General features: G+C 70.3%; 27 protein-coding genes and 3 pseudogenes. 12 read left to right on the top strand and 18 right to left on the bottom strand.

The window, feature by feature from the left end:
- Nucleotides 1-2: 2 nt before the first annotated feature.
- Nucleotides 3-1,127: pseudogene (locus GR130_RS22165) on the bottom strand (hypothetical protein); the annotation flags it as partial.
- 660 nt (nucleotides 1,128-1,787) lie between these two features.
- Here GR130_RS22165 and GR130_RS22160 point away from each other — a divergent pair.
- A pseudogene (locus GR130_RS22160) lies at nucleotides 1,788-3,065 on the top strand (glycoside hydrolase family 27 protein); the annotation flags it as partial.
- Between the two features lie 250 nt (nucleotides 3,066-3,315).
- Here the strand turns inward: GR130_RS22160 and GR130_RS22155 are convergent.
- The gene (locus GR130_RS22155) at nucleotides 3,316-3,555 is read right to left on the bottom strand and encodes a hypothetical protein (RefSeq protein WP_443043643.1); all 240 of its coding nucleotides are present in this window, start codon (nucleotides 3,553-3,555) and stop codon (nucleotides 3,316-3,318) included.
- Between the two features lie 144 nt (nucleotides 3,556-3,699).
- Here GR130_RS22155 and GR130_RS22150 point away from each other — a divergent pair, with 144 nt between their 5' ends.
- Both GR130_RS22150 and GR130_RS22145 read left to right on the top strand, forming a co-directional pair.
- Entirely contained in the window at nucleotides 3,700-3,897 is a 198-nt protein-coding gene (locus tag GR130_RS22150; RefSeq protein WP_159510139.1) for a recombinase family protein, read from the top strand.
- Between the two features lie 288 nt (nucleotides 3,898-4,185).
- Complete coding sequence (locus tag GR130_RS22145) at nucleotides 4,186-4,626, top strand: VOC family protein (RefSeq protein ID WP_159506311.1); 441 nt, start codon at nucleotides 4,186-4,188, stop codon at nucleotides 4,624-4,626.
- A 323-nt stretch (nucleotides 4,627-4,949) separates the two neighbouring features.
- On the opposite strand, the pseudogene GR130_RS22140 reads toward GR130_RS22145, so the two are convergent.
- Nucleotides 4,950-5,395, bottom strand: a pseudogene (locus GR130_RS22140) (protein kinase domain-containing protein); the annotation flags it as partial.
- 178 nt (nucleotides 5,396-5,573) lie between these two features.
- Here GR130_RS22140 and GR130_RS22135 point away from each other — a divergent pair.
- A complete protein-coding gene (locus tag GR130_RS22135; RefSeq protein WP_159506310.1) occupies nucleotides 5,574-5,828 on the top strand; it encodes a hypothetical protein in 255 nt (84 codons plus the stop codon).
- A gap of 309 nt (nucleotides 5,829-6,137) precedes the next feature.
- Here the strand turns inward: GR130_RS22135 and GR130_RS22130 are convergent, their stop codons facing one another.
- Together GR130_RS22130 and GR130_RS22125 are read right to left on the bottom strand one after the other, a co-directional pair.
- Nucleotides 6,138-6,782 carry a dihydrofolate reductase family protein gene (locus GR130_RS22130; protein ID WP_159506309.1) on the bottom strand — a complete coding sequence of 215 codons (645 nt, stop codon included), beginning with the start codon at nucleotides 6,780-6,782 and terminating at the stop codon, nucleotides 6,138-6,140.
- Between the two features lie 249 nt (nucleotides 6,783-7,031).
- Nucleotides 7,032-7,460: a hypothetical protein gene (locus GR130_RS22125; protein ID WP_328707597.1), complete on the bottom strand. Its 429-nt coding sequence runs from the start codon at nucleotides 7,458-7,460 to the stop codon at nucleotides 7,032-7,034.
- Nucleotides 7,461-7,497: 37 nt separating this feature from the next.
- Here GR130_RS22125 and GR130_RS22120 point away from each other — a divergent pair, with 37 nt between their 5' ends.
- Entirely contained in the window at nucleotides 7,498-7,719 is a 222-nt protein-coding gene (locus GR130_RS22120) for an FCD domain-containing protein (RefSeq protein ID WP_268977932.1), read from the top strand.
- A 208-nt stretch (nucleotides 7,720-7,927) separates the two neighbouring features.
- Nucleotides 7,928-8,815, top strand: coding sequence for a DUF4190 domain-containing protein (locus GR130_RS22115; protein WP_159506308.1), 888 nt, complete (start codon nucleotides 7,928-7,930; stop codon nucleotides 8,813-8,815).
- Nucleotides 8,816-8,952: 137 nt separating this feature from the next.
- Here the strand turns inward: GR130_RS22115 and GR130_RS41390 are convergent, their stop codons facing one another.
- Nucleotides 8,953-9,087, bottom strand: coding sequence for a hypothetical protein (locus GR130_RS41390; protein WP_268977931.1), 135 nt, complete (start codon nucleotides 9,085-9,087; stop codon nucleotides 8,953-8,955).
- 188 nt (nucleotides 9,088-9,275) lie between these two features.
- On the opposite strand from GR130_RS41390, the gene GR130_RS22110 reads away from it, so the two are divergent.
- The 3 genes from GR130_RS22110 to GR130_RS22100 all read left to right on the top strand — a co-directional run bounded on the left by GR130_RS22110 (nucleotide 9,276) and on the right by GR130_RS22100 (nucleotide 10,984).
- Nucleotides 9,276-9,821, top strand: coding sequence for a helix-turn-helix domain-containing protein (locus tag GR130_RS22110; protein ID WP_159506307.1), 546 nt, complete (start codon nucleotides 9,276-9,278; stop codon nucleotides 9,819-9,821).
- A gap of 162 nt (nucleotides 9,822-9,983) precedes the next feature.
- Nucleotides 9,984-10,517, top strand: a complete 534-nt coding sequence (locus GR130_RS22105) for a hypothetical protein (RefSeq protein WP_159506306.1) — start codon at nucleotides 9,984-9,986, stop codon at nucleotides 10,515-10,517.
- Nucleotides 10,514-10,984 carry a GNAT family N-acetyltransferase gene (locus GR130_RS22100; protein WP_159506305.1) on the top strand — a complete coding sequence of 157 codons (471 nt, stop codon included), beginning with the start codon at nucleotides 10,514-10,516 and terminating at the stop codon, nucleotides 10,982-10,984. The genes GR130_RS22105 and GR130_RS22100 overlap by 4 nt, the downstream gene beginning before the upstream one ends.
- 260 nt (nucleotides 10,985-11,244) lie before the next feature.
- On the opposite strand, the gene GR130_RS22095 is transcribed toward GR130_RS22100, so the two are convergent.
- The gene (locus tag GR130_RS22095; RefSeq protein WP_159506304.1) at nucleotides 11,245-11,823 is read right to left on the bottom strand and encodes a TetR/AcrR family transcriptional regulator; all 579 of its coding nucleotides are present in this window, start codon (nucleotides 11,821-11,823) and stop codon (nucleotides 11,245-11,247) included.
- A 91-nt stretch (nucleotides 11,824-11,914) separates the two neighbouring features.
- Between GR130_RS22095 and GR130_RS22090 the strand changes: the two genes are divergently transcribed.
- Nucleotides 11,915-12,361 (top strand): DUF1772 domain-containing protein, encoded by a 447-nt coding sequence (locus GR130_RS22090; protein WP_159506303.1) that lies wholly within the window; start codon nucleotides 11,915-11,917, stop codon nucleotides 12,359-12,361.
- 193 nt (nucleotides 12,362-12,554) lie between these two features.
- Nucleotides 12,555-12,941: a VOC family protein gene (locus GR130_RS22085; RefSeq protein ID WP_159506302.1), complete on the top strand. Its 387-nt coding sequence runs from the start codon at nucleotides 12,555-12,557 to the stop codon at nucleotides 12,939-12,941.
- Nucleotides 12,942-13,124: 183 nt separating this feature from the next.
- Here GR130_RS22085 and GR130_RS39965 read toward each other — a convergent pair whose 3' ends face one another.
- From GR130_RS39965 to GR130_RS22050, 7 genes are all read right to left on the bottom strand, one after another.
- Nucleotides 13,125-13,577 (bottom strand): hypothetical protein, encoded by a 453-nt coding sequence (locus tag GR130_RS39965; protein ID WP_201304964.1) that lies wholly within the window; start codon nucleotides 13,575-13,577, stop codon nucleotides 13,125-13,127.
- 248 nt (nucleotides 13,578-13,825) lie between these two features.
- A complete protein-coding gene (locus GR130_RS22075; RefSeq protein WP_159506301.1) occupies nucleotides 13,826-14,251 on the bottom strand; it encodes a pyridoxamine 5'-phosphate oxidase family protein in 426 nt (141 codons plus the stop codon).
- A 105-nt stretch (nucleotides 14,252-14,356) separates the two neighbouring features.
- Nucleotides 14,357-15,232 carry a geranyl diphosphate 2-C-methyltransferase gene (locus tag GR130_RS22070; RefSeq protein WP_159506300.1) on the bottom strand — a complete coding sequence of 292 codons (876 nt, stop codon included), beginning with the start codon at nucleotides 15,230-15,232 and terminating at the stop codon, nucleotides 14,357-14,359.
- A gap of 33 nt (nucleotides 15,233-15,265) precedes the next feature.
- Nucleotides 15,266-16,324: a family 2 encapsulin nanocompartment cargo protein terpene cyclase gene (locus GR130_RS22065; RefSeq protein ID WP_159506299.1), complete on the bottom strand. Its 1,059-nt coding sequence runs from the start codon at nucleotides 16,322-16,324 to the stop codon at nucleotides 15,266-15,268.
- A 19-nt stretch (nucleotides 16,325-16,343) separates the two neighbouring features.
- A complete protein-coding gene (locus tag GR130_RS22060; protein ID WP_159506298.1) occupies nucleotides 16,344-17,783 on the bottom strand; it encodes a family 2B encapsulin nanocompartment shell protein in 1,440 nt (479 codons plus the stop codon).
- Between the two features lie 347 nt (nucleotides 17,784-18,130).
- A complete protein-coding gene (locus tag GR130_RS22055; protein WP_236573349.1) occupies nucleotides 18,131-19,120 on the bottom strand; it encodes a class I SAM-dependent methyltransferase in 990 nt (329 codons plus the stop codon).
- A gap of 111 nt (nucleotides 19,121-19,231) precedes the next feature.
- Nucleotides 19,232-20,851: an amidohydrolase gene (locus tag GR130_RS22050; protein WP_159506297.1), complete on the bottom strand. Its 1,620-nt coding sequence runs from the start codon at nucleotides 20,849-20,851 to the stop codon at nucleotides 19,232-19,234.
- A gap of 194 nt (nucleotides 20,852-21,045) precedes the next feature.
- Here GR130_RS22050 and GR130_RS22045 point away from each other — a divergent pair, with 194 nt between their 5' ends.
- Nucleotides 21,046-22,005, top strand: coding sequence for an Lrp/AsnC family transcriptional regulator (locus GR130_RS22045; protein ID WP_159506296.1), 960 nt, complete (start codon nucleotides 21,046-21,048; stop codon nucleotides 22,003-22,005).
- Between the two features lie 165 nt (nucleotides 22,006-22,170).
- Here the strand turns inward: GR130_RS22045 and GR130_RS22040 are convergent, their stop codons facing one another.
- The 4 genes from GR130_RS22040 to GR130_RS22025 form a co-directional block, all read right to left on the bottom strand.
- Nucleotides 22,171-22,701, bottom strand: coding sequence for a universal stress protein (locus GR130_RS22040; protein ID WP_159506295.1), 531 nt, complete (start codon nucleotides 22,699-22,701; stop codon nucleotides 22,171-22,173).
- A 284-nt stretch (nucleotides 22,702-22,985) separates the two neighbouring features.
- Complete coding sequence (locus tag GR130_RS22035) at nucleotides 22,986-24,113, bottom strand: substrate-binding domain-containing protein (RefSeq protein WP_159510134.1); 1,128 nt, start codon at nucleotides 24,111-24,113, stop codon at nucleotides 22,986-22,988.
- Between the two features lie 62 nt (nucleotides 24,114-24,175).
- A complete protein-coding gene (locus GR130_RS22030) occupies nucleotides 24,176-25,216 on the bottom strand; it encodes an ABC transporter permease (RefSeq protein WP_159506294.1) in 1,041 nt (346 codons plus the stop codon).
- Complete coding sequence (locus GR130_RS22025) at nucleotides 25,213-26,751, bottom strand: sugar ABC transporter ATP-binding protein (RefSeq protein WP_159506293.1); 1,539 nt, start codon at nucleotides 26,749-26,751, stop codon at nucleotides 25,213-25,215. Before GR130_RS22025 ends, GR130_RS22030 begins: the two co-directional genes overlap by 4 nt.
- Between the last annotated feature and the right edge of the window lie 129 nt (nucleotides 26,752-26,880).

Raw genomic sequence — 26,880 nt, 5'->3', positions numbered from 1 at the left:
GGTCAGCCGTGCGCGATGCGCAGGACGCCGCTGATGGTGCCTTCGTAGACGATGCCGCCGGGTGCGATGGTGCCGACCTGCTGGAGGGTGTCGTAAGGCGCACCCGCTCCCAGGGGGAGGGCCCGGGTGACCTTGCCGGTGCAGGGGTCGATCTGGGCGTGGGTGAACCGGTCTCGCTGCGAGGGAGTGTTCGAGCCCGGCGTGGCCGGCTCGCGCAGCACGGTGTGGATGCGGTGGTCGGCGAGGGAGAGCAGGGGCACGGTGGCGGAGCGGACCGTGGTGTCCCACTTCAGGTCGCAGCCTTTCCCGTCGCGCCGGACGCCGACCCGGGTCATGCCGCCGGTGAAGTCGGCCGACGGCGACACGCTGGGCTCTGCGCCCGGGGGCAGGGCGGGGTAGGGGCAGCCGTAGGTGCTGGCCACGTACACCGAACGCCCCACATCGATGGGCGAGTTCTCGCTGCCGCTGCCTCCTGCCTTCAGCACCGGTACCTTGCAGACCTGTTGGCCGTCGCCGGTGCGGTAGACGAGGAGGTTCACGGTGGGGCCGGCGATGTCGACGAGGGTGACATGGTCGGTGCCGGTGCGCGGGCCGAAGGAGGTAGGGGCGGAGCCGGTGCCCCAGCTCAGCTGGCCCGGCTTGCGGCCCGGTCCCTGGTCGTACGCCTGCCGCCAACGGATCTGCGGGGCGCCGTCGGCGGAAGCGGCCAGCAGGTAGGTCGCGTATGTGGTGGGGACCAGGGTGCCCTGTGGGGTGGTGGAGATGCCGTTGGTGATGCGCTCACCGGCGGGCAGCGCGAGGGCCATGACCGTCCCGGTGCGGTCGTCGGCAGTCCCGACGACGCCGCCTGCGGTGGCGAACCACACCCGCTCCCGCCAGTCCGGGGACAGGCCCACCACCGCGTCTCCCACCGGTACCGCCTGTGCCAGGGAGAGCGAGTGGTCCACGTACAGCTGCCATGTGCCGTCCGCGGGCTTCCGGTGGGCGACGCGCAGCAGCTCGCGGTTGCCGTCGACGACCACCAAGCGGTCGCGGATGTCGAGATGGGCGTAGACGCTGCCGAGCAACGATCCTTTGACAAGGGGGAGTTGGGTCGGCGATTCACCGGTGTGCGGGCCCAGGAGGTGACCTGCAAGAACACCTTCGGCCACCACCCTTTGACGGGGTTCATCGACCACGGACGGGGCGGGGGAACCGGCGGTAGGACTGCCGCGGCCGGGAAATGCGGGCTCCAACATCGCCAGGGGAAGCCCCACACCCCTGCCCCCCCCGGTACGTCGCCGGACCGCGAGGACATCAGCACCATCGGCCGGTACGGCAGTTGGGACGAGGCGCTGCAAGCGGTGTCCACCCTCCGCCACGAGGCCGGCGAAGACGGAGAAACTGATGTGAAAGCCAGTCCGTATCGCGATGGCGGCCCTATGGGAGTCGTACACCGTCATGGAGTCGGCATCCTGCCGCTACCCGCTACCCGCTACCCGCTACCCGCTACCCGCTACCCGCTACCCGCTACCCGCTACCCGCTACCCGGTACGCGGTTGAGTCGCCGTGGGTTGACGGGATGCTGCCCCGTCCTTGCCCTGCTGTCCTCAGTCGCGAAAGCCGACAGGACAGAACACCTCTAGCGTGCCGCATCCCGAACAGCCCGGTATGCCCTGCGGTTTGACGGGAGGGAAAGAACCGCGCCGCACCCCCTTCCAACAGACTTCAACAAGTTCTACCGTAAGCACCCATCAGTGACAGGTGCACGTCCCCACCCCCTCTCACGAAGACGGAGGACGCGAACCATGCGCGTTCACATACACACCATCCGCCGGCGGAACCACCCAAGAATCGTCGGAGCGCTGTCCGCCGCACTGCTGTGTACGGCCGGGGTGACCGCCCTGCCCGCCTTGGCGAGCACACCCCACGTCCCGGGTGCCGCCGGCCCCGTTCCCATCAGCGGCACCGTGGACGCTGGCCGCGCACCCCGGCTCCCCGACGGGCTCGCCAAGACGCCCCCGATGGGCTTCAACAACTGGAACTCCACGCACTGCCGGGCCGAGTTCAACGAGGACATGGTCAAGGGCGTCGCCGATCTGTTCGTGTCCAAGGGACTCAAGGAGGCCGGCTACCGGTACGTCAATCTCGACGACTGCTGGGCGCGGCCCGCGCGCGACGGGAACGGCAAGCTCGTACCGGATCCGCGGCGCTTCCCGCATGGCATCAAGGCGGTCGCCGACTATGTGCACGCCAAGGGCCTGAAATTCGGCATCTACACCAGCGCCGGCACCAAGACCTGCGACCCGGACGGCTTCCCCGGCGGTCTCGGCCATGAGCGTTCCGACGCCCGGCAGTTCGCCGACTGGGGCGTGGACTACCTCAAGTATGACAACTGCAACAACCAGGGCGTGGACGCCCAGCAGCGGTACCGCACCATGGGGGCCGCCCTGAAGGCCACAGGGCGGCCCATCGTCTACAGCATCTGCGAATGGGGCGAGAACAAGCCCTGGGAGTGGGCGTCGGACACAGGACATCTGTGGCGTACCACCGGGGACATCAGTGACTCCTGGTCGAGCATGCTCGGTATCGCCAAGCAGAACCTGCCGCTGGCGCGGTACGCCGGCCCCGGGCACTGGAATGACCCGGACATGCTGGAGGTCGGCAACGGAGGGATGACCGACGCCGAGTACCGCAGCCACTTCACCCTGTGGTCAATGATGTCCGCGCCGCTCCTGATCGGCTCCGACCTGCGCAAGGCCACCCCGGAGACCTTCGAGATCCTGACCAACAAGGACGTCATCGCGCTCGACCAGGACCGCCTGGGCAAGCAGGCCACCGTGCTACGGTCCGACTCCGGCCGCTGGACGCTGGTCAAGCAACTGGCCGACGGCGCCCGTGCGGTGGCGCTTTTCAACGAGACCGACGAGCCGCAGCAGATCTCCACCACCGCCCAGGACGTGGGCCTCCCGCAGGCCGACGACTACCGGCTGCGCGACCTGTGGCAGCACCACGACACGCACACCACCGGCACCATATCCGCGACCGTGCCCGCTCATGGCACCGCCGTCTACCGAGTCACCGCTCTCAAGGGCGGCAGCTGAGCCACACCGGAGTGCCTGGCGGGTGTGCGGGCCCGCCAGGCACCGGGCTGTCGGGAACCGTGCTCAGCAGATGGGTAGTTCGGGGAGGGGCTTGTCCCCGCCCACCTCGACCGGGCCGACGTTAGCCAGGACAGTCTTGGACCGCTTGCCGTTGCGTGAGTCGCGGCCGTTCCACTGTGCGCCTGGCTGAAGGGATGCTTGTGGGGCATGTTCTTCGAGGCCGCCCCGAGGGTCAGTTCCCCGCCGCACATGTGCTGCGCCAGGCCGCAGCGGTGGCCCCGGTCAGCCGGCGCAGTATCACCGCGGTCATCGCCCAGTACACCGGCGACTCCGAACTGCGCGGCAGATGCTCGTAGTCGCGTACCAGCCTGCGGTGCAGCATCAAGATCCCGTAGGCACGCTCCACGATCCACCGCTTTGGGAACGGCACGAACCCGGTCAGGGCCGGGTTGCGCTCGACGAGCTCCACCAACGGAACATCGAATCCCCCTCGATAGGCAACAGTTGGGCCGGTTCGACCACATCGATCCGTCAACGCAGAAGAGGGGGGCAGAGGCGCGCATCAGGTTGCGAGGGAGCGCAGTTCATGATGTGAGGCCGCCACCGCGCCCGAGGGCTGACACCGCCCTGGAAGGCCCTCGGCTACTTCCGCGAAGGCGACACCCTCGTCGTCCCCTCCCCGGACCGGCTCGGCCGCTCCATCCAGGACGTCAACGCCATCGTCGCCGGAATCCGCAAGCGCGGCAGGGGTGTGGTGCGGCGAGGGCGAGCGGCACGGGGAACTCCACCCGCCAAGGGTGACCCGGAACCGTGAATTGATTGGGGAGGCGCATGCTCAAGCGCGCACGCTGCGAATCGCCGAGGAAGCATGGAAAAGCGGGGACGGCACGCTGCGGCTGCTCGTCTGCATGGGAGCAGCCACCTGTGCCGCACTCACCCTCGGTGGTGGCGCCTGGCTCGTGGGTCTGCTGTAGCGGTGCTGATGCGCGATCCAGATTTTTCGGAGTTCGGCGGTCTGCGGATGTCGAGAACGTGCCACCGGCTCCGTCCCAAGGACATCAGCGGCCACCACCGGCCGCAGGAGGAAGAAGGAGAAGCCAGCATGGCGATTCAGCGGATGGACAACGTCGGCATCGTCGTCGAGGACATGGATGCCGCCATCGCGTTCTTCGTGGAACTCGGTATGGAGCTGGAGGGCAGGGCGGAGGTCGAGGGCCTCTTCGCCGACCAGTGCACCGGACTCGACGGCGTCCGCTGTGACATCGCGATGGTCCGGACCCCGGACGGTCACAGCCGGATCGAGCTGGCGAAGTACCGCAGCCCCGCGGTGATCAGCGCCGGGCCGCGCAACCGGCCGCACAACATTCTGGGCACGCACCGCGTCATGTTCGCCGTCGACGACATTGAGGAGACCGTTGCCCGCCTGCGCCCTCACGGCGCCGAACTCGTCGGCGAGATCGCCCGGTTCGAGGACAGCTATCTGCTCTGCTACCTCCGCGGACCGGAGGGCATCATCGTCGGACTGGCCGAGCAACTGCGCTGAGATGGAGGAACCGAACCATGCAGCCGAACGAGCTCACCGAGGTTCTCTGAACCGCCCGATCAGCCAGGAGTTGCTGGCCCGTGACGTGACCCGCCTGGCCTACGTCGCCAAGGACGGAACCCCGCGCAACGTACCGATCGCCTACACCTGGAACGGGTCGCACACCGTCAGGTGTACGACGAAGATCGCGCCCAAACTCCCGTGGCCAGCACGGCCAGGGCTACAGCCTGCGTGTCACCGCCACACCCACGGTCCACCGCCGGCTTCTCGACCGCTGCCAGCCGCTCGACGGCGCCGCATCGGTCCCGGCCCAGTGCAAGGCCCGCCACGAGGACGGCGCCAAGGGCGAACACATCGGCGCCGCCTGTCACTTCCCGGCCCTCCGCCTGCTCGGGCGCGAGACAGCCGCGGTGCCGAAGGCGTGACCGGTCGTCGTCAGCCGGGTGGACTCGACAGCCCGGGCGATCCCGAAGTCCACGACCCGTGGACCGTCCGGCGCCCTGATGATGTTGCCCGGCTTCAGATCGCGATGCACAAGCCCGCACCCGTGCACTGCCTCCAGTGCCTCCGCCAGCGCCGCGCCGAGCTGTCTCAACTCGGCCTTGGCCATGGGCTCTTCGGTGGCGATCAAGTGGGCGAGCGTCGGGCCCGGCACATACGCCGTGGCCAGCCAGGGCGGCTCTCCGTCCGGTTCGGCGTCCACCACCTGCGCGGTGTGGAACCCACCGACCTTGCCCGCCGCGTCCACCTCGGCGCGGAACCGGGCCCGCTCGCGTTCACGCTGTCGTTCCGCTTCCCGACGGCAGATGGCTGAGCAGTAGACCTGGCGGAGGCAGGGATCGGCCATGAACGTGCCCTCGCAGACGGACACGTGTGCGGCTGGGGCTCGGGCCGCCGGGGGAGCGCAGCGACCGGGGTAGCCACAGCTCTCGTCCGCGGGAAGCAGTGTGCTGGCCGTGGTTCTCGCCCTGGCCAACCAGATGCTCCACGCCCACGCCGTACTGATGGCCACCGGATCGATCACGCTGTTCCTCGTGGTCTTCGCCACCGGCACACTGCTGATGCTGCACGGAGGAGCCGTCGGGAAGTCCCCGCAGGCCCCCGCCGCTGGAGACCGCCCGGCCTCAAGCAGCAGGCGCACGCGCTACCGCCGCCAGCTCCGGCTCCGGCCACACCGCCCCGAATCGCATCGCTCCGGCTGATGCCCCGTCCCTCACGGCCCTGCGCGAGGGACCCATCGCCTGTGGAGGGGCTCCGACCGCCCGGCTCCCGAGCCCCTCAGCCCGGCCCTGGTTCGGCATGACGAGCCCGGCCTGGCCAGCTGGAATCTCCGCCTGAGCCACCAGAGTTCACCACACACCGGCCTCGGCCGCCGCCCTTTCCCCGTGGCGCAGCATCCGGGGCCGACTCGTGCGCTCGGGTGCCGGGCGGAGAGTGTGACGGCCCTGCCCGGCACCCCGTCTGCTTCCGGCCGACCCGCCGGAAGTGAACTCAAGTGGGCCTCGCGTCACTCACCTTCGCCAGAACAGGTGGTGCGTCACGCCGCTCGGGCTGGGCACCACCTCCAGGTGGAACCGGTCGAGCAGCTCATCGGGAGACTCCCAGAGTCGTAGTCCGGACCCGAGCTTGACCGGCGAGACCGCCACATGCATGGTGTCGACGAGGTCGGCATCAAGGAACTGCCGGATGATGGTGACCCCGCCGCCGAGTCGGACGTCCTTGCCCTGTGCCGCTTCCCGCGCCCGTTCCAGGATCGTGGCCGGGGAGCCGTCGACGAAGTGGAACGTGGTGTCGCAGAGCGTGAACGACGGACGCTGGTGGTGGGTCATGACGAACACCGGAGTGTGGAACGGGGGCTCCTCCCCCCACCAGCCGCGCCACTCATGGTCCTGCCAGGGCCCGCGCTGGGGCCCGAACTTGTTGCGGCCCATGATCTCGGCACCGATGTTGCGTGTGAAGTCTCGCGTGAAGTAGTCGTCGAGGCCCCGGCTTCCCCCGGGATCCGTGCGCATGGGCCAGCTCGCCGTCGCTCCGGCCCAGGCGAACAGCCTCTCGGGATGATCGTGCCCGAACGGCCGCTGGAGACTCTGGTGCTCACCGGCACCGATTCCGTCACGCGAGACGTTGAAGTTCATGATTCTCAGCAGTTGATCCACGTGTTTCCTCGTCAGGTCCTGTCGCGTCATCGTGGGGCGAGGCGCCGCACATCATGACGTCGAACGGGACGTGGCCGGATCGACAGCGACCCGCAACTTTTCCCCCAGCGCATCAGGAAGCAGCCCCGTTGGCGGTGTGGCTCCGGCCAACTGATCGTCTTGGCACACGGGGCGGACGAAGGCCGAGTCGACGTTGTCGGGCGAGGAACGGGCTGCGCTGGAGGGCGCCGAGGCGGCACCGGCACCGGATCAAAGCTCCATGTGCACTGCACCCAGGTGCCGGCCCTCCACTAGCTCCCGCAGAGCGCGCGGTGCCTGGTCGAGCCCGGTCAGCACGGTGCGGGGGAAGGTGAGCGTGCCGTCGCGCAGTGCGCGTGCGAAGAAGTCGGTCCACTCGGGGATGATGTCGAGGTAGTCGTAGAGCGCTGCGCCCCGCAAGGCGATGCTGCCTGCGATGAGGGCATGGGGGTCGATTTCCGTGGTGGCCGAGTCGCCGAGCTGCCCGGCCAGTGTGCCGATCAACGCGATGCGCGCCCCGCGCCGGGCCAACCCGATCGCTGCCTTCGGCTGCTCGCCACCCACGTTGTCGACGACCACGTCGAGGCCGTCCGGCGCGGCGGCCCGCGGTTGTTCGTCGATGGGGCCCGCTTTGCGCAGTACCTCGGCGTCATAGCCCAGTTCCTTCTGCAGGACGTCGGCCTCGCGCGGTGAGCTGGTGGAGCCGATCGCCGCAGCGATCTACCTGCGCTGGTCCGGCCCCGTCGGACAGGACTACGACCGCGACGTGGCCCGCGAACACCAAGCACTACTCGACGCGGTTCTCGCCCGTGACCCCCGCGCCGCGGCCGACCTCCTGGCCCAGCACATCGACCGCACATCCGCCTCCCTGCGCGCGGTGATCCAGGGCAAGGCCGAACCGGTTCGTGTGCGGCCGTGACGGTGGAGTGCGCATCGCCGCCGCAGGTGGGCACATGTCCGCAGCGCAGCGTTCGCTGCGCCAACTACAAGTCCGCTCCTGGGTGCCTGGGTGCCTGGGTGCCTGGGTGCCTGGGTGGTGTGCCGGCCCCACCCGTGAGGGGTAATGAAAAGGTAAAACCCCTGGTATTGTCGGAAATTCACCGAGTGTTCTGGCTGAAGGATTCTGCATGACCACGCCCGTCTCTCCCGACGGCCCCACGACCGGGGATCCACTGCCCCGGCACCGCGACCCGTGGGCTGCGCCGCCCGCTGAGAGCGACGCGTACCGGGCGCCGTGCCCGCCGCCGGCCTGGACCCCGCAGCCCAGCAACGGCATGGGCATCACGGCGCTGGTACTCGCTCTTGTCGGCCTCGTCCTAGGCGCGTTCATCTTCCTGTTCTGGCTGTCCTGGCTGCCGGCATTGTTGGCCGTGATCTTCGGCGGTATCGGGCTGAGCCGGGTGCGCACGGGTCGGGCCACCAACAAGGCCATGGCGTTCAGCGGTGTCGTTCTGGGCATCCTGGGTCTGGTCGCGGCGGCGGGCGGCGCGGCGTTCACCGTCGTGTTGGTCAAGGGGGTGGTCGACCGCGACCGTGCGCACGTGAAGGAGGTCGACGCCGATGCGCGCGCCAAGGCCGAGGCGGCCAGGGAGTCGGCGGCTGCCGCCGAGAAGGCCCGGCACTTGTCCTTCGGTAAGTCGTACACCTTCGGCGACGGTCTGAAAGTCACGGTCGGCAAGCCGGTGCCGTTCAGCCCGGACGGTTACGTCCTCGGTCACGCCAAGGGGAACAAGGCCGTCCAGGTCACGGTCGCGGTGGTGAACACCGGTGGCCGGCGGGTCGCCGTAGAGACCGGGCTGCCCAGCGTCAACGACGCTGACGGGGCGTCGACGGAGCTGGTGATCGACGGAAGCGGGCGGCAGAAGGTCCTCACCGGCTATGTCCTCCCCGGCAAGGAAGCCGTGGGCAAGTACGCCTTCTCCCTGCCGCCGGGTGCCGCCGACCGGATCGAGGTCGAGTTCAGCCCCGACGCGAAGCGGTGGGAGGACGCCTACTGGAGCGGTCCCACCACCTGACGGCATACCGGTCGGCGTACCGGTCGGCATACCGCCACGGCTCCACGGCGGACGTCAACTACGCGCGCGGCAGTGGTCGGTCGCCGCCCCGTTACCGCCGCAGGGATGTCGGCGTACGAGTCCGTTCGTCCCGGTTCTCAGTCGGTCCCGCGCCCGGGAACGGGGACCTTCGCGATACGGCCGGAGGCTTCGGAGACGAACAGGGCGTGCAGCGTGCCGTGCACACCGAAGCCGCGGGCCCGGTCGGCCACTTGCTCGTGTGCGGCCCGCACGGTGGCTCATGCGGCCTGAGCGGGCATCGGGTCAGGGGGCTCATGCCGACTTCCCGTGACGGAACGGCTCAGGGGCCCGTTTCGGGCCCGCCTCGCGCCGGGCTCGGGGCGGTTGCCAGGTGATGGCTCACCCCTTCCTGTTGCTTTCCCGACTTCGGGGGCGGTAGCGGATGTGGGATCGTATCCGGGTGGACAAGCTCGACCTGCTCCTGCATCCCGTGCGCCTGCGCATCGTGCACGCCATGTCGGGTGGGCGCACGCGCACCACCTCCGACCTGTGCGCGAGCCTTCCCGACGTCCCCAAGACCACCGTGTACCGGCACGTCGGACTGCTGGCCGACGCCGGGGTGTTGGAAGTCACCGACGAGCAGCGGGTGCACGGCGCCGTCGAACGCCACTACCGACTGCGCCGCGAGCGTGCGGTGATCGACGCCGACGAGGCCGCGGCCATGTCCCGGGACGACCACCGGCAGGGCTTCACCGCGGCGCTGGCCGGCCTGCATGCCGACTTCAACGCCTACCTCGACCGGGACGACACCGACCCGATCGCCGACTCGGTGGGCTACACCCAGATTCCGCTCTGGCTCGACCGGGACGAACTCGCCGAGCTGATCGACGAACTCCTCAGCGCCATCAGGTCCAAGAGACACAACAAGCCCGCGCCGGGCCGCAGCCTCCACCTGCTGAGCCCGATCCTCTTCCCGCTTGAGCGGCTGCCGCACCAAGACGGCTAGGGCGCGTATCGAATCGTGATCACTGGGCGGCCTGGGTGAGGTCTTTGATCCAGATCATCGAGGCGCGGGTGGAGGCCGGGCAGGTGGGTGTGACAGGTGGCTGCCTGGCCGGCGGATCGTGTGCCCCTGTGGGCGCATGGCGTAGGCGTGCATGATGGTCGGATGAGAGATCTTGCGGAATCCCAACTCGGCGAATCTTTGGCTGCTGTCGATTCGGATGCGTTGCTGGCGCTGGCTGATGACTACCACGCCCGCGCGGTGCGACCACTGGGCAGCCGTGCAGTTGCCGGGCACCTGGTGAAGTCCTATGCGATCGAGGCGCCCGGACGGAGTGTGACGGACCAGGACGTTCAGAACGCGGTGCGGATCGCCGCCGATTACCTGTCGTCGGCACAGTCGCGGGGTTCTCTTGGGCTCTCCGTGCTGCTCATCCATGCCGGTGGCGACGGCGACTACATCCTGGTGCACACCTGGATCGAGGGCTATATGTCTGACCTCGCCATCTTCACCGGCCCGGCCGGCGACGCCACTCAACTCCGGCCTGGCCGGGTGGGCCTCGCCCCGTGCGTGTGGGAGGCGGCCGTCCTGGCGCACGAACGCGATGCCCTCACCCGTCACGTGCTGGACAGCCACGGTGCGGTGGCCGAACGGCTCGTGGCCTGGCGCGGGGATGTGCTCGAGGGCGAGGTCCGGTGACCGGCGCCGGAGCGGCCCGGGTGCGACGCGCACGCGCGGCCGATCTTCCTCAGGTCGTCCACCTGGTGGCCGACCATGCCGCCTACGAGAAAGCGCCGCCTCCACCGACGGACCTGGCTCGGCGCCTGGAGGTACTGCTGTTCAGTACGGAGACCCCGCGATTGCGGTGCTTTGTCGCCGAGTTGAACGACGGGGAGATCATCGGGTACGCGTCGTGCGCCCCGGAGATCTCCACGTGGGACGGGGCCGAGTACCTCCATATGGATTGTCTGTTTCTGCGCGACGGTCACCGGGGCCTGAAGGTCGGCTCCCTGCTGGTGGAGGCTGTGGTGGCCGAAGCGCATGCACTGGGGCTCGGACAAGTCCAGTGGCAGACTCCGCCCTGGAACACGGATGCGATCAGGTTCTACAACCGGCTGGGGGCCCAGGCGAAGGAGAAACTTCGATACCAGCTGCCAGTCAGCTGAACCCGGCCCGCCACCGACTGGTGAGAACGGAAGAACCAGGGATGCGGGCCAGGGACAGGGGGAAGTCCTCCCACTCGACCAGGGCGCGAATCGGGTCGTGATCAATGAGCACCGCGGCTTCCGGGGCGGGCGCCCGTCTGGGGTACGGGGCCCGGCGGTCTGCGGCTGCGCCGTGTGGGCGCGAGTGACCGGAAGCGTTGCCGCAGGCAGGCAGTGGCGGGGTCCGAGGGCCCCGGCTGCGTGCTCGCCGGGACGGTGTGTCAGACCACGGCGAGCCGGTCCACCAGCAGCTCCACTCTGCGCTCGGTGTCCTCCGGCGGGAGCCGTCGCGCCCGGGTCAGGGTGGCCAGTCCGTGCAGGGCCGCCCAGAACACCTCGGTGAACAGCCCCGGGTGGACGCCGTCCCCGGTGACCTCGCCGAGGCTCTCCAGCAGCGCGGCGAAGGCGTCCTTGAGAGGTTCCGGGGTGTCCTCGTGCGCGAACGCCAGGCCGCCGTCGAGCTGGAAGATGGCGTCGTAGACCGCCGGGTTGCGTGCGGCGAAGTCGAGGTAGGTGCGGGCGAGGGCGGCGACCCGCTCGCGCGGGCTGTTCGCTCTGGAGGCTGCGGCACGCACCGCCGCGGCCATCTCGGTGGCGCCTTGGAGGGCGACGGCGCCGATGATCTCGCGTTTGCCGCGGAAGTGGCTGTAGAGGACGGGCTGGCTGTATTCGATGCGCTCGGCGAGCCGGCGGGTGGTGACCGCGTCCCAGCCCTGCTGCTCGGCGAGTTCGCGGGCTGTCGCCACGATGAGGCGTTCGCGCTCCGCCCGTTCGCGCTGCTTGCGTTCCTGTACCGACATGATTCGATCCTAGCATCGCTAGACAATCAAGCGGCAGTAGTACTAGCGTTGCCTCATCAGTTAGCGGCGCTAGATCCCAGGAGGGGTCATCATGCTCAACGCACTCGAGGTCTTCACCACCGTGGTCCTCGGCCTGATGGTGGGGGTGGAGTTCTCCGTTCTCTTCGTCCTCAACCCGATCCTCAACGCCCTCCCCGAGGACAGCGGCCAACTCGGCCACGCCCACGGGGGCCGGATGCTCGGCGCCGTGATGCCGGTCTGGTACATCACCTCGCTCGTCCTCGTCGCGGTCTGGGCCATCGCCGGATGGCACCACCACGGCACCGGCCTCGTCGTCACCGCCGGCGCGCTGCTGATCCTCAGCGTGATCATGTCGCTCCTGCTGCTCGTCCCGATCAACAACCGGAACAAGACGTGGACCCCCGAGAACCGCCCCGAGGACTGGAAGGAGCAGATGAACCGCTGGGCCCGCTACCACTACGTCCGCGTCGCCGTCATCATCGCCGCCTTCGCCCTGCTCGTCGCCGCCCTCACCTGACCCCGCGAGCCGACACCGCACTGGTGGCGCACGATCCCCACTCCCCGGGCGGCAGCGGGCCACCGAAATCCCGACATCCGGGAATGCGGCTGCCGATGGGTCGGAGCACCGGCGTGTACCGTTGCGCCCGGCCGGGGAGCGGATGAAGGGAAAACCGCGCGACAACTCCCCTGCGATGGGGGAGGGTTGGCGCATGCTAGATCATATCGCCATCCAGGTGCGCGACCTCGCTGCCAGCGCTGCTTTCTACGATGCCGTACTTGCTCCGTTAGGTGGCGAGCGTAGGAAACAGTTCGGCGAGAACATCGGCTTCGGGGTCACGGGCCACCCGCTGTGGCTGGTCCCCGCGACGGATCCCGCGCCGGCACGCGAGCTGCACATCGCATTCGCCGCAGCCGACCGCGCCGCCGTGGACGGCTTCTACGCAGCGGCCCTTGCGGTGGGTGCCGAGGTCCTGCACGCGCCCCGGCTCTGGCCGGACTACCACGAGTCCTACTACGGAGCCTTTGTTCGCGATCCCGATGGGAACAACGTCGAGGCCGTCTGCCATCGACCCGATGGACTGGGCGGCAGTCGCTGACGCAGCCACAGCCGGATCGGTGTGACGGTGACCGTGCCGTGGAAGACGAAGGCCCGTGCGGTCCGGCGGCCATACCGCCCAACGAATACCGCCACCGCACCGGCCCTGCCCAGCAGCCCCCCTCGGCCCCTGACAGGAGGATTCCCGTCAGCGGTAGTGACAAGGGAGGCGATGTCGGCTACGTCACCAGCGGTCGATGCCCATGGTGCGCGCCGCGTCGTGGATCGCCTGGTAGTGAGCCGGCGACATGCCCGACTTCTTGTCCGGAACGTTGCGGTCCTTGGACCGGAACTCGTCCCGCGAGCCGGCCAGCAGGCTGGTGCCGTACCTGACCGGCACGTCGCCCGTGCCGTGGACGGGGTGCGACTTGGCCGCGCTGTCGCTGCCGGCCTTCGCCAGGATGCTCCGGGCCTGGTTGTACGCGGCGGCCTTGATCGTGGTCGGGTTCGCGGCCAGGCGGGCGCCCATCGCGTGATCGCCGGCGGCGACCGGCGCGACAGCGCTCGTGGTCGCCCAGTTCGGTTCATTCGCCGCCTGGTCGCTCCTGGCGGTGGCGGCACCGGCGGTCGGGGCGAGCGCCGCGAAGGCAGAGGCCGCTATCGCGACGACCAGTCCGGTACGAATGGCTAACTTCATTGCTGCAAGTCCCTTCTGTGCATTGCTGTCCGTCGACGCTATACCCGATGTCGTCTCCGCTGTCGACGAAATGCCGTGGCTGACAACGGAGTTGTGGATGGCGGGTAACGCATGCCGGGCCGTGCGTGCCGGGGGCGGGGCGGGATGGGATGCCGCGCTCGGCTCGTACCGGGGAGCCGGGCGCTCGGTGGCGGGAGTGAAGTGAGTGGGCGCGGCGCGGTTGCGTGGGGGCTTGCGCGCTCGTGTGGTCAGAGGGATCCCATGTCGGCGGACAGCCAGTGTTCCGGCCGCATGTAGACGGCGATGTGCTCACCGAGCCGGGTGCGGTCGTATTCCACGAAGTCGGCGACCTTGTCCTGGGGGAGGTACCGCGCGGCCATCTCCCAGGACCGCTCGCGGCTGTCCGGTTCGGTCCTGGTCACCGGTCCTTCCACCGACACGTAGCGCACCGTCGGCTCGGTCCGCTGCACCATCAGGCTGAAACGCCCTGCGGACCGGATCGCCCGCGCCTTCCGGGAGTCGGGCCCGGTACGTACCCACAGTTCGCCACCGGGTGTGTACTGATACCAGATGGGAACCGTCAGCGGTGCGCGGTCAGGCCGCTCGATGACCGACAGCGCACCGATGTGGGGTTCCGCCAGAAAAAGCTCTCGTTCCCGCATCGACAGTGTCATGGGACGGACCATAGCCCGCGTGACAGCTCCGACGGGTCAGCGGGGCGCCGGCTGCCGGGTGCCGCAACAGGGGGCCGCGCCGCGAGCGGCGCGGCCCCGGGGTGTTCACACGCGTTCGGCGGCGATCAGCAGGTACTGGAAGCTGCCGTTGCGGTAGGCGTTGAGGAAGGTCTCCTCGATGCCGGTGACCAAGTGGTCGGCCTGCCGGCGCAGTTCCCAGTAGGGCAGCGCGGCCTCCGTCAGGTCCTGGACGTGTACGGGGACGAGCCGGTTGTGGGCCATGGCGTTGAAGTACGCCGAGCGGGGGTGGATGTCGCAGATGTAGTGGGCGTTGATGAGGGAGACCTCGCGGGAGGCGCGGCCGTAGGCGTCGTTGTAGCAGCCGGTGATCGTGACGTAGCGTCCACCGCGCCGCAGCAGGCGTGCGTGCTCCGCGAACAGCAGCTCCAGTTCGACGTACATGGTCGACTCGTTGTTCCAGGACGCCGCGTACGCGCCGGAGGTGAAGCCGGTGTCGAGCATGTTGCGGTGGTGGTAGCGCACCTTGTCGTCGATGCCGCGTTTGCGGGCCTGCTCGTTGGCGAAGTCGGCCTGCTTGGCGGAGATGGTGGCGCCGTCGGCGTGGCAGCCGTAGCGCAGGTGCGCCACCACGCTGCCGCCCCCGCGTCCGCACCCGGCGTCGAAGACGCGGTCGGTGGGGGAGAGGTCCCCGAGGTGGGAGGCGAGGAGTTCGGCCTGGGCGTGTTCCAGGCGGTGCAGTTCGCCGGTGACCTGCTCGCGGCGCAGGTCGGGGTCCGGCTCGTCCAGTACCGACCAGTCGGCGTCCCCGATGCCGTAGTGGTGGTGGTACAGGTCGTCGATCTTTCCGAGTTCGAGGTTGACCGGGTTTTCCTCGGCGTTCCAGTAGTCCGCGACGCGGGACTGGTACGTGGACTGGGTCGGCACCGGCGTGCGGACGGTGTCGGCGTGTGCGATGGTCAACGGTCGCTCCTTGCGGTGGTGCACGGGATCGGTCTACCAGTAGTTGGGCAGGTGGTAGCGGTCGGTGTTGGTGGCGTGCCACTCGTGGTTGCCGGCGACCCAGGCGGACAGGCCCCGGACGTACCGTTCGAGGAGCGGCGAGGCGGCAGCCAGCGGGGCCGACTCCGCCTCGAACGCCTCGAAGACCTCGTTGTGGATCTCGACGCTCTTCAGGTAGGCGGCCTTCAGACCGCGTTTGTCGTTGGCGGCCACCACCTGCGGCAGGTTCAGGTGGTTGGGGTCACTGGCCAGCTCCTTGGTGAAGGAATACAGGTCGTTCACGATGGTCGTGGCGTTGCAGGCCAGGGCGGTGACCCGCTGGACCTCGGGGCGGGCGTAGAGCGCTTCGGGCAGTTCGTAGCCGTCCACGGCGTCCACGAGCGACAGGCAGGGGCGGAAGTTGTTGAACTGCCGCATCACCAGGTACTCCCAGACATGCGGCATGTGCCGCGTCTGTGACCAGGACGCCTCGGCGAGATAGCCGAGGTGCAGCCGGGCCATGTCATGGACGAACCGGCCCGTCTGACTGGGGGTGGCGAAGGCCGCGTAGTCCTGCATGGCCCAGTGGTACGAGCGCAGCGGGCCGTCGGCCTGCATGCCACGGCGCCACTCCTCCTCCAGTGCGGGCGTGCCGTGGAACGGGTCGAGGGCCGACTGGCCGAGGATCAGACGACCGCCCAGGCTGCGGCGTGAGGCACCGCGGCCCTCGTCCTCCTCGCAGTAGCAGCTGTCGACGATGTTCTCGGCCAGCAGGAACTCGCCCGCGACGGTGAGGCGTTCGAGATCGGCCGCACCGGGATGCTGCAGGACGACTGCCCGGCCGACCTGGAACTGCGCGAAGTCCCCGGTCCACTGCGCGGGGAAGAGATCCAGCCGGCGGGCCCAGGACTCCAGCCTGCGGTCGATCTCCCCGGCCTTCTCCGGGTCGGCGGGGACGGCGGGCCGGTACTTCAGCCCGGGGACGGCTCCGCCACGTCGGGCCCGCAGGGTGCGGGCGAGGTTCGGCGGGCCGGGCAGCGAATACCCGGCCGCGGTGTCGGGGGGCGTGCTCATGGTTGGGTACTCCACCCGGTCAGTCGGCGCTCCGGCCGATCTGGACGTTCTCCAGGATTCCGGCCGCGTCGGGCACGAGGATCGCCATCGAGTAGTAGGCGGTGACGAGGTACTTGATGATCGCGGCGTTGTCGATGCCCATGAAGCGGACGTTCAGGCCGGGCTGGAACTCCTCGGGGAGGCCGGTCTGGTGCAGGCCGACGACCCCCTGGTCCGCCTCCCCGGTACGCAGCGCGATGATGCTGCTGGTGTGCTCGCCGCTGACCGGGATCTTGCCGCACGGGAAGATCGGGACGCCGCGCCAGGCGGGAACCTCGTGCCCGTCGACGTTCGCCGTGCCCGGTACCAGACCGCGTTTGTTGCACTGCCGGAAGAAGGCGGCGATCGCCTTGGGGTGGGCCAGGAACAGCCGTGTCTTGCGGCGCATGGACAACAGCTCGTCCATGTCGTCGGGGGTGGGCGGGCCCGAGTAGGTGCTGATGCGCTGGCCGTAGTCGGTGTTGTGCAGCAGCCCGAACTCGCGGTTGTTGACCAGCTCCCACTCCTGGCGCTCACGGATCTCCTCGACGGTGAGCCGCAGCTGCTGCTGCGTCTGGTCCATGGGCTCGTTGTAGAGATCGGCGACCCGGCTGTGCACCCGCAACACGGTCTGGGTCAGGGAGAGTTCGTACTCGCGCGGGGTGAGGTCGTAGTCGACGAAGCCGCCGGACAGCGTCGGCTCGCCCACGTGTCCCGCCGCCACCGGCACTTCCGCCTCGCCCTTGCGGTTCACGGGGCGCTGCTGCTGCTCCGCGTAGGCCGCCAGGTGCGCCGCCAGGGACGGTACGCGGTCGGTGAACTCCTGGACCACGTCCCAGGGCAGCACCAGCAGCACGCCCGCCGTCTGGGCGCGTACCGAGGTCTGCCAGCGCGGTTCGGCCAGGCCGATCGCCTCGTCCCCCATCTGGTCGCCGTCCGTGACGACGCCGATGACCTCCTCCTCGCCGTACTTGCCGGCCGCGTAGCGCGCGAACCGGCCGTGGACGACGAGGTACGCCTCGGTGGCGGGCTGCCCCGCCTCGAAGAGGACCTGGCCGGCCCGGACCTCCCGGACGCGGAACCGGCCGGCGACCTCCTTGAGGACGTCGATATCGGGGTAACCGCGCAGGACGGGAAGTTCGGTGAGGGTCTGCGGGATCACCTTGATGTCGTCCGCGCCGTTCTGCTCGAACTGGACACGGCCCCGGCCGACACGGAGTTGCAGACGCCGGTTGACCCGGTAGGTGCCACCTTTGACGTCCACCCACGGCAGCGCCTTCAGCAGCCATCGCGAGGTGATGGCCTGCATCTGGGGCACGGACTTGGTGGTGGTGGCCAGTTGGCGCGCGGCCTGTGTACTGAGACTGGTGAGCGCGGTGTCTGCGGGATCGAGTGCGGGCTCTTCGGTAGCGGAACCGGTGACGCTGTCCGGTGTGGACACATTCCCTCCCGGGACGTGAACAGACGTGAGCAAAACGGCCGGTGGCGCGCAGGGTGGCCGTGCGCAGGATCAAGCGAAACAGGCGGGAGATCATCTCGGTACGGCGTGAAAGGGGGCGGCCTCGCATTCAGGAGGCACAAACCCCGGCATGGTGCGGCCGGAGCCCGACAGTGCTTCCGCGCGCCCTCCGCCGGCCGGGTATTCCAGGAATACAAGCGGCGGGACCGGGGCCGATAACCCTTCTCACCAGTCGGTTCGCAGGGTGTGGAGGGCATGCGCGGGCGGGGTCGTGGCATCCGGACGGGCCGGGCCGTGCGTAGTCGCCCGGGCGGGATTGCTGTTGCGCGTCAGGCCAGGGTCTGGGTGATGCGCCACAGACGGCGGGGCAGTTCGCCTTCTTCGAAGCCGTGGACCTCGTCAAGGCGCCAGCCCCCGGCGAGGCCGTCGACCAGCCGGCGTGGGAAGAAGTGGACGGCGAAGCCGCCGTGTTCGTAGATGTCGTCGCCGCGGGAGGTACCGGCGGCGTAGTGAGCGTCGCCGGTGTGCCGGACGGTGTAGACGAAGACACCGCCCGGGCGCAGCACCCGGCGGACCTCGGCGACCAGGGCGTGGATCTCGCGGGTGGTCAGCGCCATGCACAGCAGCATGTGCGCGAAGACGGCGTCCACCGAGTCGTCGGGAAACGGCAGAGGACTGCGGACATCGTGGACGGTGGTGGCGATCCGGTCGGCCAGCCCCTGGGCGCGGGAGGCTTCGCGCAGCTGATCGAGTCCGGTGGAACTGAAGTCGGTTGCGTGGACGGCGAAGCCCTCCCGGGCGAAGTACAGGGCGTCGCGGCCGTGCCCGGCACCGAGTTCCAGTACGCGTTCGGCGCCCGCGGCCCGGAAGACGCCGGCCGCGTGCACGGCCGGGGCGGAGGGCTCGGCGCCATACATGCCGGGGTGCGCGGCGTAGGTGTCCTGCCAGTGCCGCCGCTGCTCCCTCGCCTGCTGCGCCTCGCCACCCGCCCCCGCCGGAGCGCCGCCGGCCGGGCAGGCGGAGGTCAGCGCCTGCCGCAACCGGTCGCGGGTGGGCAGGCCGGCGGGCCCTTGCGGCGTCGGGTACATCCGGCAGGTCAGTCCGGGGGCGCGACCGGGCTCGGCGAACGGGTCGCGTCCGTCGATCAGAAAGGTCGGGGACCCCGCGAAGCCGATCCGCTCGGCCGCGTCCTGATCGGCCACCACCCGCCTGTCCCAGGTGACGTCCGTCAGCCCGGCGTCGTCCAGCGCGTGGCGCAGCAGCTCGACCGCCGCCTTCTCGTGGGGGCAGTCCGGCACGACCAGAACCTCGATCCTCATGGTTCCAGGATGACGCAGGGGGAGACCGTGACGCGTGGGGTGGTCACCACCCCTGTCGCCGTGCCCGGGGCTGGTCTGCGGGGCCCTGGCTGTGGGCAGGGGCGGCGTGGCTCACTGCGCGGTGGTGGAGGAGACCAGGAGGCCACCGACGAAGGTGTGGCTGGCGCTGAGGTCGCGCAGAGTCTCGCCGGCGCAGTGTGCGGGGTCCTGGTCCCAGACGCTGAGGTCGGCCAGGCGGCCGGGGGTGAGGGTGCCGCGCAGGTTCTCCTCTCCACACAGGCGGGCGGCGTTGGTGGTGTGCAGGGCGAGGGCCTCGTCGTAGGTGATGGCGTGCTCGGCGCCCTTGACGCCGATGACGGTCTGCCGGGTGGTCATGCCCCAGACGGAGCGCATGGCGCCGAACTGGCCGACGGGGAAGTCCGATCCAGCGCTGACCTGGGCACCCTGGTCGAGCCAGCCCCTGGCGGGGAAGAGCCGGGCGACGCGTTCCGGTCCCCAGAAGCCCTCCTCCACCTCGGCGGTGTCGTGCAGCAGCGGCTGCTGGATGGTGACGGGGATGCCCAGGGCCGCGGCTCGGGCACGCTGTCCGGGGCCGGCCAGGCCGCCGTGCTCCATCACCAGCGTGCCGGCAGGCAGCCCGGGGTTGCGGTCGAGGACGCGTTCGTAGACGTCCAGGAGGATGCGGACCGCGCGGTCGCCGTAGGAGTGGGTGCCGACCCGCCAGCCACGCCGCACCACGGCCTCGACCGCCTCGACCAGTGCGTCGGGCTCCCAGGTCAGCATTCCGGAGAAGGCGTGGTCGCAGGCGTACGGCTCCTCGGTGGCCCCGGCCTCCAGGCCGCCGTCGAGGCCGAACTTCACTCCCCACACCCCGAGTCGGGGATCGGAGTTGTAGCGCCAGTCCTCCATGACGTCGAGCAGGTCCTCCACCTGCGCCCTGCCGGTCATGCCGAGTGCCGAGACCAGGGCCCGCACCCGGATGCTCAGCGCCCCCGCCTCGCGGGCAGCCAGGAGCACCGCATAGTCCTCCGGGGAGACCGCGCAGTCGCGCACGGTGCCGATGCCGGTGGCGGCATACCAGCCGCTGGCCAGGTGCAGTGCGTCGATGCGCCGGGCCCGGTCCTGGGCCGGGACCAGCCGCTCCACCAGCGGCAGGGCGTTGTCGATGAGCCGACCGTTGAGGCTGCCGTCGGCGTCGCGGCCGATGACACCGCCCGGCGGTACCGGGGTGTCCTCGGTGACCCCCGCCAGGCGCAGCGCGTAGGTGTTGACGACGTCGTTGTGGCCGCCGCGCTTGACCAGGACCGGGTGCCGGTCCGTGGCCTGGTCGAGTTCCGCCGCGGTGGGCATCCGCCGTTCGGCCAGGTTGAGTTCCTGCCAGTTGGTGGTGGTACGGATCCACTCGCCCTCGGGGGTGGTCCTGGCCCGTTGCCGGATCAGGCCCAGGAATTCGGGGATGGTGCGCGCCCGGTGCACGGGCACGTCGTGCGCACCGTGGGCGGCGAAGATCAGGTGGGTGTGGGTGTCGTCGAACGCGGGCAGCACCGTGGCTCCGGGCAGGTCGTGGACCGTGGTGCGCGCGCTCACCAGGTGGTCGAGGCCGTTCGGGTCGGGGGAGAGGGCCATGATGCGGTCACCCCGCACGGCCAGCGCCCGCCGCGGGGCCTGACCGGGCACCAGCGTGTGCACCGCACCGGCCCGGATCACCAGGTCGGCTCCGTGATCGGTCATCGTCTTCTCCAGGCTGTCTCGACGTCGTTCGGACCGTGTCAGGGGCGCCACTAGTTGCCGCGACCGTGCTCAGCAGTCCGGTCGCCGGCCACGTCCGCTGACCAGACAGATGTACGCGCGGCCAGCCGATACATGAACATTCAGCAGCCCATGACACAGGAAATACGCCACAGCAGCGACCTATGATGCAGATCATGCGCCACACGCTCGACGAGACGGACCGCCGGATCGCGGCTTCCCTCCTCGCCTCGCCACGTGCCTCCTGGCGCGAGGTGGCACGCTGCCTGGGCCTGTCCGAGCGCACCGTCGTACGCCGCGCCGCACCCCTCTACGCCGACGGCACCCTGCGCACGACGGCCGTCCGCAACCCGGCGTGCTTCCCGCACCTGATCCCCATCGCCCTGCGCATCCGCTGTCGCCCGAACAAGATCCGTCAGGTCGCCCACGCACTGGCACGCCGCACCGACACGGTCTGGGTCGACATCCTCGGCGGCGGCGACGAGATCTCCACGGTCTTCTTCCTCGACGGCCCCGACGCCCGCAACGCCCTGCTGCTGCGTGACCTGCCCGCCACCGAAGCCGTCGACTCCTGGACCGCTCACACACTGCTCCGCGTCTTTCCCACCGCGTTCCGCTGGACCGCGGGTCTCCTCTCACCCCAAGAGGTGGCCCAGCTCATCCCCGACCCCACACCCCCGACGGCGCCTGCTTTGCCTCTGGCCGTGGACACCGCGCTGATCGCGGCGCTGACCGAGGACGGCCGGACCACCTACACCGAACTCGCCCGCCGGGCCGGCACCACCGCGCTCGCCGCCCGCCGACGACTCGACGCGCTGGTTCGCGGCCAGGCCGTGCGCCTGGCGACCGAGGTCGACCTCGCCCTGCTCGGCGCGCACACCGAAGCCCTGCTGTGGATCGCGGTCCGGCCCGGCGCGCTCGGGGAGGCCGCCCGGACCCTCAGCGTCCACCCGCACGTCCGCTTCTGCGCCGCCACCACTGGCCCGGCCAACCTCGTCGTCGCTCTGGCCACGGCGGACCTCGACACCCTGTACGCCTTCCTCACCGACGCCGTCGGCCTCCTCGACGGGATCACGGCCATCGACACCACTCCGCTGCTGGCGACAGTCAAACGCACCGGCCTGATCCGCCACTGACGAGACCTCACTCCGCCCAACGAGGGATTCCGAACCCCGCCGAACGAGGAGTGGGACGCCTTCCTCGCCGCCGGCGCCCCTTCCTCCGTGGCTGCTCCACGACGTCCGCGAGGTTTCGTGCACGCCTGCCGCGTGCGTCGTAGCCCGGTGCGTTCGATCGCGGTGTCAGCGCCGCTCGGCCAACCCCTGGGTTTTGAGGGGGAGTTTCCACGTGTTGCGGCGGTGCATGGTGTGGAATGTGCGGTGGAGGGGGGAGGGCGGGACGGCGAGGACCGGGCAGCCGGCGCGTGCGAGGCAGTAGCGGGCCACGGAGGGCTGCAGCGCCCGGCGCATCCGGCCGCGGGCTCCGGCTCCGACCACCAGCAGGTCATCGGGCCGATCGGCGACCGACAGCAGGACCTTGGCCGGTTTGCCGAGTACCACCAGCCGCTCCAGTGGTACCCCGGGTCCGGTGCCGCCGAATGCGGTGCCGAGCGCGTCGGTGAGACGGTCGACTGCCATGCGGCGCCACGCGGCCAGCGGCTCAGGGCAGGGGCCGCCGCGATGGGCGATGTCGCCGCCCGGTGGTTCCCAGGCCAGCACGGCCCACAGTGTGGCGCCGGTGGCGCGCGCTTCGGAGGCGGCCCGGTGCAGCGCGGTCAGACTTTCCAGCGAACCGCTCACCCCGGCCACAACGCGGTAGCCCGGCTTGTTCATGGGGTCTGCTCCTCGCCCTGTGCCACGTTCACACGCCCCATGGAAATCGACCCGATAGCGCGATCGCGAGGTGTTGGTGTTTTCTTTGCGCCGGGAGGGGTTGCCTTGACGGGTTCCTGACGCCATCGGGCCGGAATCCGATGCGGGGCAGCCTGCCGACACACGGGTACGGGCGGAGCGGGTGGTGGCGCGGTCCGGCCGGGCAGGGCCACTCGGTGCGTTCCTCGGCGGTGACGGTCACTCACCTCGACGCGGACAGCGCGCGGTTTCCCGGGCGTACCCGCCTACCGGCCCCAGATCTTGCGGTACGCGGCGCGGTAGCCGGGCGGGTCCCAGGTCGTGGCCCCGGCGCTGTTGGCGGCCGTGGCGATGTGCACGGGGGCGACGTATCCGCTGGCGGGCCGGCCGGAGAAGGCGCGGTTGAACTCGTCGAGGATCTGCCAGCCCTGCTGGGCGAACGGCTCGGGAACGGTGGCCGCCTGGAACTGCCTGCTGTTGACGCGTTGGAAGGCGGAAGGGTCGCCGTCGCCCGCGCCGATGTTGAACGGGGCGGCGGCACCCTTCTTGCGTGCGGCGCGCAGGGCCGGGGCGGCGTCGGCGAAGTACACGTCGTTGATGGCGGCGGAGTGGGTCCAGGCGTCCCGGAATCGGGAGAGAAGTGCGGAGACCTCCTGGGGAGTTCGGCTGCTGGAGTCCGAGATCGGGATGTTGTCCTCCGCCAGCAGCTTGACGCCGGAGCAGGAGGCCAGTTCCTTCCTGATCAGTTCGGACTTGGTTCTGGCGAAGGGGATCGAGGCGTCGGTGAACAGGACGACACCGGCGTGGCCGTGGGAGTGCGCGATGATCCATTCCGCGCTGGTCCTCGCGACGTCCTCGACCCTGGTGGTGATGTTGGTGAAGAGCGCGGGGTGCCTGCTCGGGCCGGGGGAGCCGACCGCGTGCCAGCCGACGAGCGGGATGCGTTCGGCGGTGGCCTGCGCGACCTGTTGCGACGTGAGGTCGGGGTCGAAGCCGCCGATGACGATGCCCGAGGGCCGCAGGGTGATGGCCTGACCGAACGCCGCCTGGATCCCGGCGGGGGTGCCCCGGCCGTCGATCACCCGCAGGTCCCAGCCGATGGTCCGGGCGGCTTCCGCAACGCCGTTGGCGGCGCCGGCGACGCCGGGGTTGGTCATGGTCTGTGCGACATAGACGACGGTTTTGCCGGTGGTCGCCCTGGGGCCGCTGGTGGGGCCGGTCGTCGCCGGGTTGGTCTTCTCGGCCTGCTGAACGGCCGCCGCGGCGCGGGCCAGGACGGTGGGGCAGCCGGGCTTCGCGGGGCTCGGCGGCAAAGGGCCGCCGCCGACCGACGTACCGCGCTCGCAGCCGAGGAGGGCCGTACCGGCGGTGAGGACGGCAGCCGCCACCGTCATCACGACCGCCCCGGGGGCGCGGGTGCCGCGCAACGGGATGGCGTGGTGATGGCGGGCGGAGGTCATGGGGTGGTCCGGGGCGGGTCGGGGAGAGTGCGGGGAGGTTCGGTCCGTTGTCGGCGCAGCTGCCGGCGGGCGGCGTAGCCGGCCATGCCGACGGCGAGGAGCAGGGTGGCGCCGTTGAACAGCGGGGTGACCCAGAACTGTGCGCCGAGCTGACCGATGCCGGCCAGGCCGACCGCGAGGACGACGACGGCGACCAGGGTGCCCAGGGCGTTCGCCCGGCCGGGTCTGATGGCGGTGGAGCCGAGCAGTGCGCCGACGAAGGCGGGCAGCAGGTAGTCCAGGCCGACGCTGGGGTTGCCGATGCGCTGCTGGGCGGCGAGCAGGACACCCGCGATGCCGACGACCAGGCCCGATCCGGCGAAGGCGTGGATGACGTAGCGCCGGGTGGGGATGCCCACCAGCTCGGCGGCGCGGGGGTTGGAGCCGATGACGTACAGGTACCGGCCGAGGGGCAGTCGTTCCAGGACCAGCCAGAGGACGGCGGTGAGTGCGAGGACGTAGAAGGCGGATACCGGCAGGCCGAGGAACCTGGAGTCGTAGAGGTCGGTGAAGGCGGTGGGCAGGCCGTGCGGGCCGGGGACGATCCGGGCACCGTTGGTGATCCAGCCGGTGACGGCGTACAGGATGCTGCCGGTGCCGAGCGTGGCGATGAAGGAGTTGATCCGCGCGAATTCGACGACCGCGCCGTTGAGGATGCCGACCAGTGTCCCGCCGAGGACCACCAGGAGGCAGGCGAGCGGCCAGGGCCAGGCTTCGTGGGCGATGAGCTGCATGGTCATGACGTGCGCGAGGCCGAGGCCGTAGCCGATGGACAGGTCGAACTTGGCGGTGACGATGGGGATCGTCGCGCCGAGCGCGAGGATGGCGGGGATCGACTGGTTGGACAGGACCTCGGAGATGTTGTCCAGGGTGGGAAAGGTGTCCGGCAGGGCGAGGGAGAACGCCAGGAACAGCAGGGCGCCCAGGGCCAGGAGGCCGTACGCGCCGGTGAGGTGCCCGAACCGGCTGCCTGGTGGGCGACGTGGAGAGTGGGTCATGGCCCCGTCGTCCCGGTGAGTGCGGGCATGGCCGAGGAGGCGCGGGCGAGCCCGGCGACGGTGAGGGCCTCGCCGCTCAGCTCCGTCGTCACCGCCCCGCGGACGAATACCAGGGCACGGTGGCACACGTTGGCGACCTCCTCGAAGTCGGTGGAGAGGAGCAGGACGGCGAGGCCGTCGGCCAGCGCGTCCTGGAGCATGCGGTAGATCGCCGACTTGGCGCCGACGTCCACCCCGGCGGTCGGCTCTTCGAGGATCAGCAGCTTGCGGCTGATCCGGAGCCACCGGCCGACCATGACCTTCTGCTGGTTGCCCCCGGACAGGGCGGAGAGAGGTGCTTCGCTGTCCCGCGGGCGCACCGCGACCCGGTCGATCAGGGCGGTGGCCTTGGCCCGCTCGCGCCGGGGGCTGATCCAGTGGAGGGCCGGGAGGCCGTCGGCCCGGGGGTTGGCCAGGATGTTCTCCCGTACGGTCAGTTCGGCGGCGCAGCCCTCCTCCTGACGGTTGCCGGTCACCAGGCCGACGCCGGAGGCGACCGCGGCGGCCACCGTGCGCGGTGCGTATGGCCGTCCGTCGAGCAGGGCCCGTCCACCGAGGAGGGGCCGGGCACCGGCGAGGGCGCGGCCCAGTTCCAGGTGTCCGGCGCCGGTGAGCCCCACCATCCCGAGGATCTCGCCGGCGTGCAGTTCCAGGCTGACCGGTGCCGTGTTGCCGGTCCGTACGCGGTCCAGACACAGGACGGGGCGGCCCGCGGCGGGGGCGGGCCGGTACCGGCCGGGTTCGTGGCCCACGATGTCGCGGACCAGTCGGGCGGGGCTGCGGTCGGCGAGCGGGCCCTGGCTGATGAGGCGGCCGTCGCGCAGGACGGCGAAGGCGTCGGCGACCTGGTAGACCTCGTCGAGCCGGTGGGTGACGTAGACGATGGCGCGGCCCTGGTCGCGCAGGGTGTGCAGGACGCCGAAGAGCCGGGCGCAGTCGGCGGCCGGAAGACTGGCGGTCGGCTCGTCGAGGACGATGAGTTCGGCCCGTGTGGACAGCGCGCGGGCGATGGCTACCAGGGAGCGTTCGGCTCGCGGCAGGCCGGCGAGGGTGGCGCGCGGGTCGAGGTGCGCGGCGACGATGCCCAGGGCCTCGGCGCCCTGCTGCCGGGTCAACCGCCAGGACAGCAGCCCGGCCCGGCGTGGATAGCCGGTGCCCAGGGCGATGTTCTCGGCTACCGTCATCCACTCCACGAGTCCCAGGTCCTGGTGGATGAAGGACATGGCGCGGGCGGCTGCTTCGGTGCCGAGCCGATGGCCGCGGACCGTCACCTCGCCCCCGTCCGCGTGATGGACGCCTGCGAGCACCTTGATGAGGGTGGACTTTCCGGCGCCGTTGGGACCGAGCAGGGCGAGGATGCTGCCGGAGTGGATGTCGAGGTCGACCGCGTCCAGCGCGAGTGTGCCGCCGAACCGCTTGCTGAGGCCGCGGATGCGGACGAGAGGCCGGGGGCCGCGGTGCGCGGGAGGGGGGTGGTCGGAAGCGTCGTCGTGCACGGACTTCTCCGGGGGTCGGCCTCTCGTTCTTCCCGGCTGACGGGCGGTGCCGCCGAGCGCTGCGCGGGGGGACGGCGCCGTGCGGTGCGGCCTCGCGGCGTACTGCCGGTTTCTGCTACCGCATTTCCG

This window comes from Streptomyces sp. GS7 (assembly GCF_009834125.1).
Classification (GTDB): Bacteria; Actinomycetota; Actinomycetes; order Streptomycetales; family Streptomycetaceae; genus Streptomyces.
The sequence above is the reverse complement of the archived record's forward strand: the minus strand, read 5'-3'. Positions and strand labels throughout refer to the sequence as shown.

Excerpts from the sequence above, each read along its gene's own strand:
- GR130_RS22145 (WP_159506311.1), top strand. The coding sequence starts at position 4,186 with ATGGCGATTCAGCGGATGGACAACGTCGGCATCGTCGTCGAGGACATG.
- GR130_RS22115 (WP_159506308.1), top strand. The coding sequence starts at position 7,928 with ATGACCACGCCCGTCTCTCCCGACGGCCCCACGACCGGGGATCCACTG.
- GR130_RS22105 (WP_159506306.1), top strand. The coding sequence starts at position 9,984 with ATGAGAGATCTTGCGGAATCCCAACTCGGCGAATCTTTGGCTGCTGTC.
- GR130_RS22095 (WP_159506304.1), bottom strand. The coding sequence starts at position 11,823 with ATGTCGGTACAGGAACGCAAGCAGCGCGAACGGGCGGAGCGCGAACGC.
- GR130_RS22090 (WP_159506303.1), top strand. The coding sequence starts at position 11,915 with ATGCTCAACGCACTCGAGGTCTTCACCACCGTGGTCCTCGGCCTGATG.
- GR130_RS22085 (WP_159506302.1), top strand. The coding sequence starts at position 12,555 with ATGCTAGATCATATCGCCATCCAGGTGCGCGACCTCGCTGCCAGCGCT.
- GR130_RS39965 (WP_201304964.1), bottom strand. The coding sequence starts at position 13,577 with ATGAAGTTAGCCATTCGTACCGGACTGGTCGTCGCGATAGCGGCCTCT.
- GR130_RS22075 (WP_159506301.1), bottom strand. The coding sequence starts at position 14,251 with ATGACACTGTCGATGCGGGAACGAGAGCTTTTTCTGGCGGAACCCCAC.
- GR130_RS22065 (WP_159506299.1), bottom strand. The coding sequence starts at position 16,324 with ATGAGCACGCCCCCCGACACCGCGGCCGGGTATTCGCTGCCCGGCCCG.
- GR130_RS22055 (WP_236573349.1), bottom strand. The coding sequence starts at position 19,120 with ATGAGGATCGAGGTTCTGGTCGTGCCGGACTGCCCCCACGAGAAGGCG.
- GR130_RS22050 (WP_159506297.1), bottom strand. The coding sequence starts at position 20,851 with ATGACCGATCACGGAGCCGACCTGGTGATCCGGGCCGGTGCGGTGCAC.
- GR130_RS22045 (WP_159506296.1), top strand. The coding sequence starts at position 21,046 with ATGCGCCACACGCTCGACGAGACGGACCGCCGGATCGCGGCTTCCCTC.
- GR130_RS22040 (WP_159506295.1), bottom strand. The coding sequence starts at position 22,701 with ATGAACAAGCCGGGCTACCGCGTTGTGGCCGGGGTGAGCGGTTCGCTG.
- GR130_RS22035 (WP_159510134.1), bottom strand. The coding sequence starts at position 24,113 with ATGACGGTGGCGGCTGCCGTCCTCACCGCCGGTACGGCCCTCCTCGGC.
- GR130_RS22030 (WP_159506294.1), bottom strand. The coding sequence starts at position 25,216 with ATGACCCACTCTCCACGTCGCCCACCAGGCAGCCGGTTCGGGCACCTC.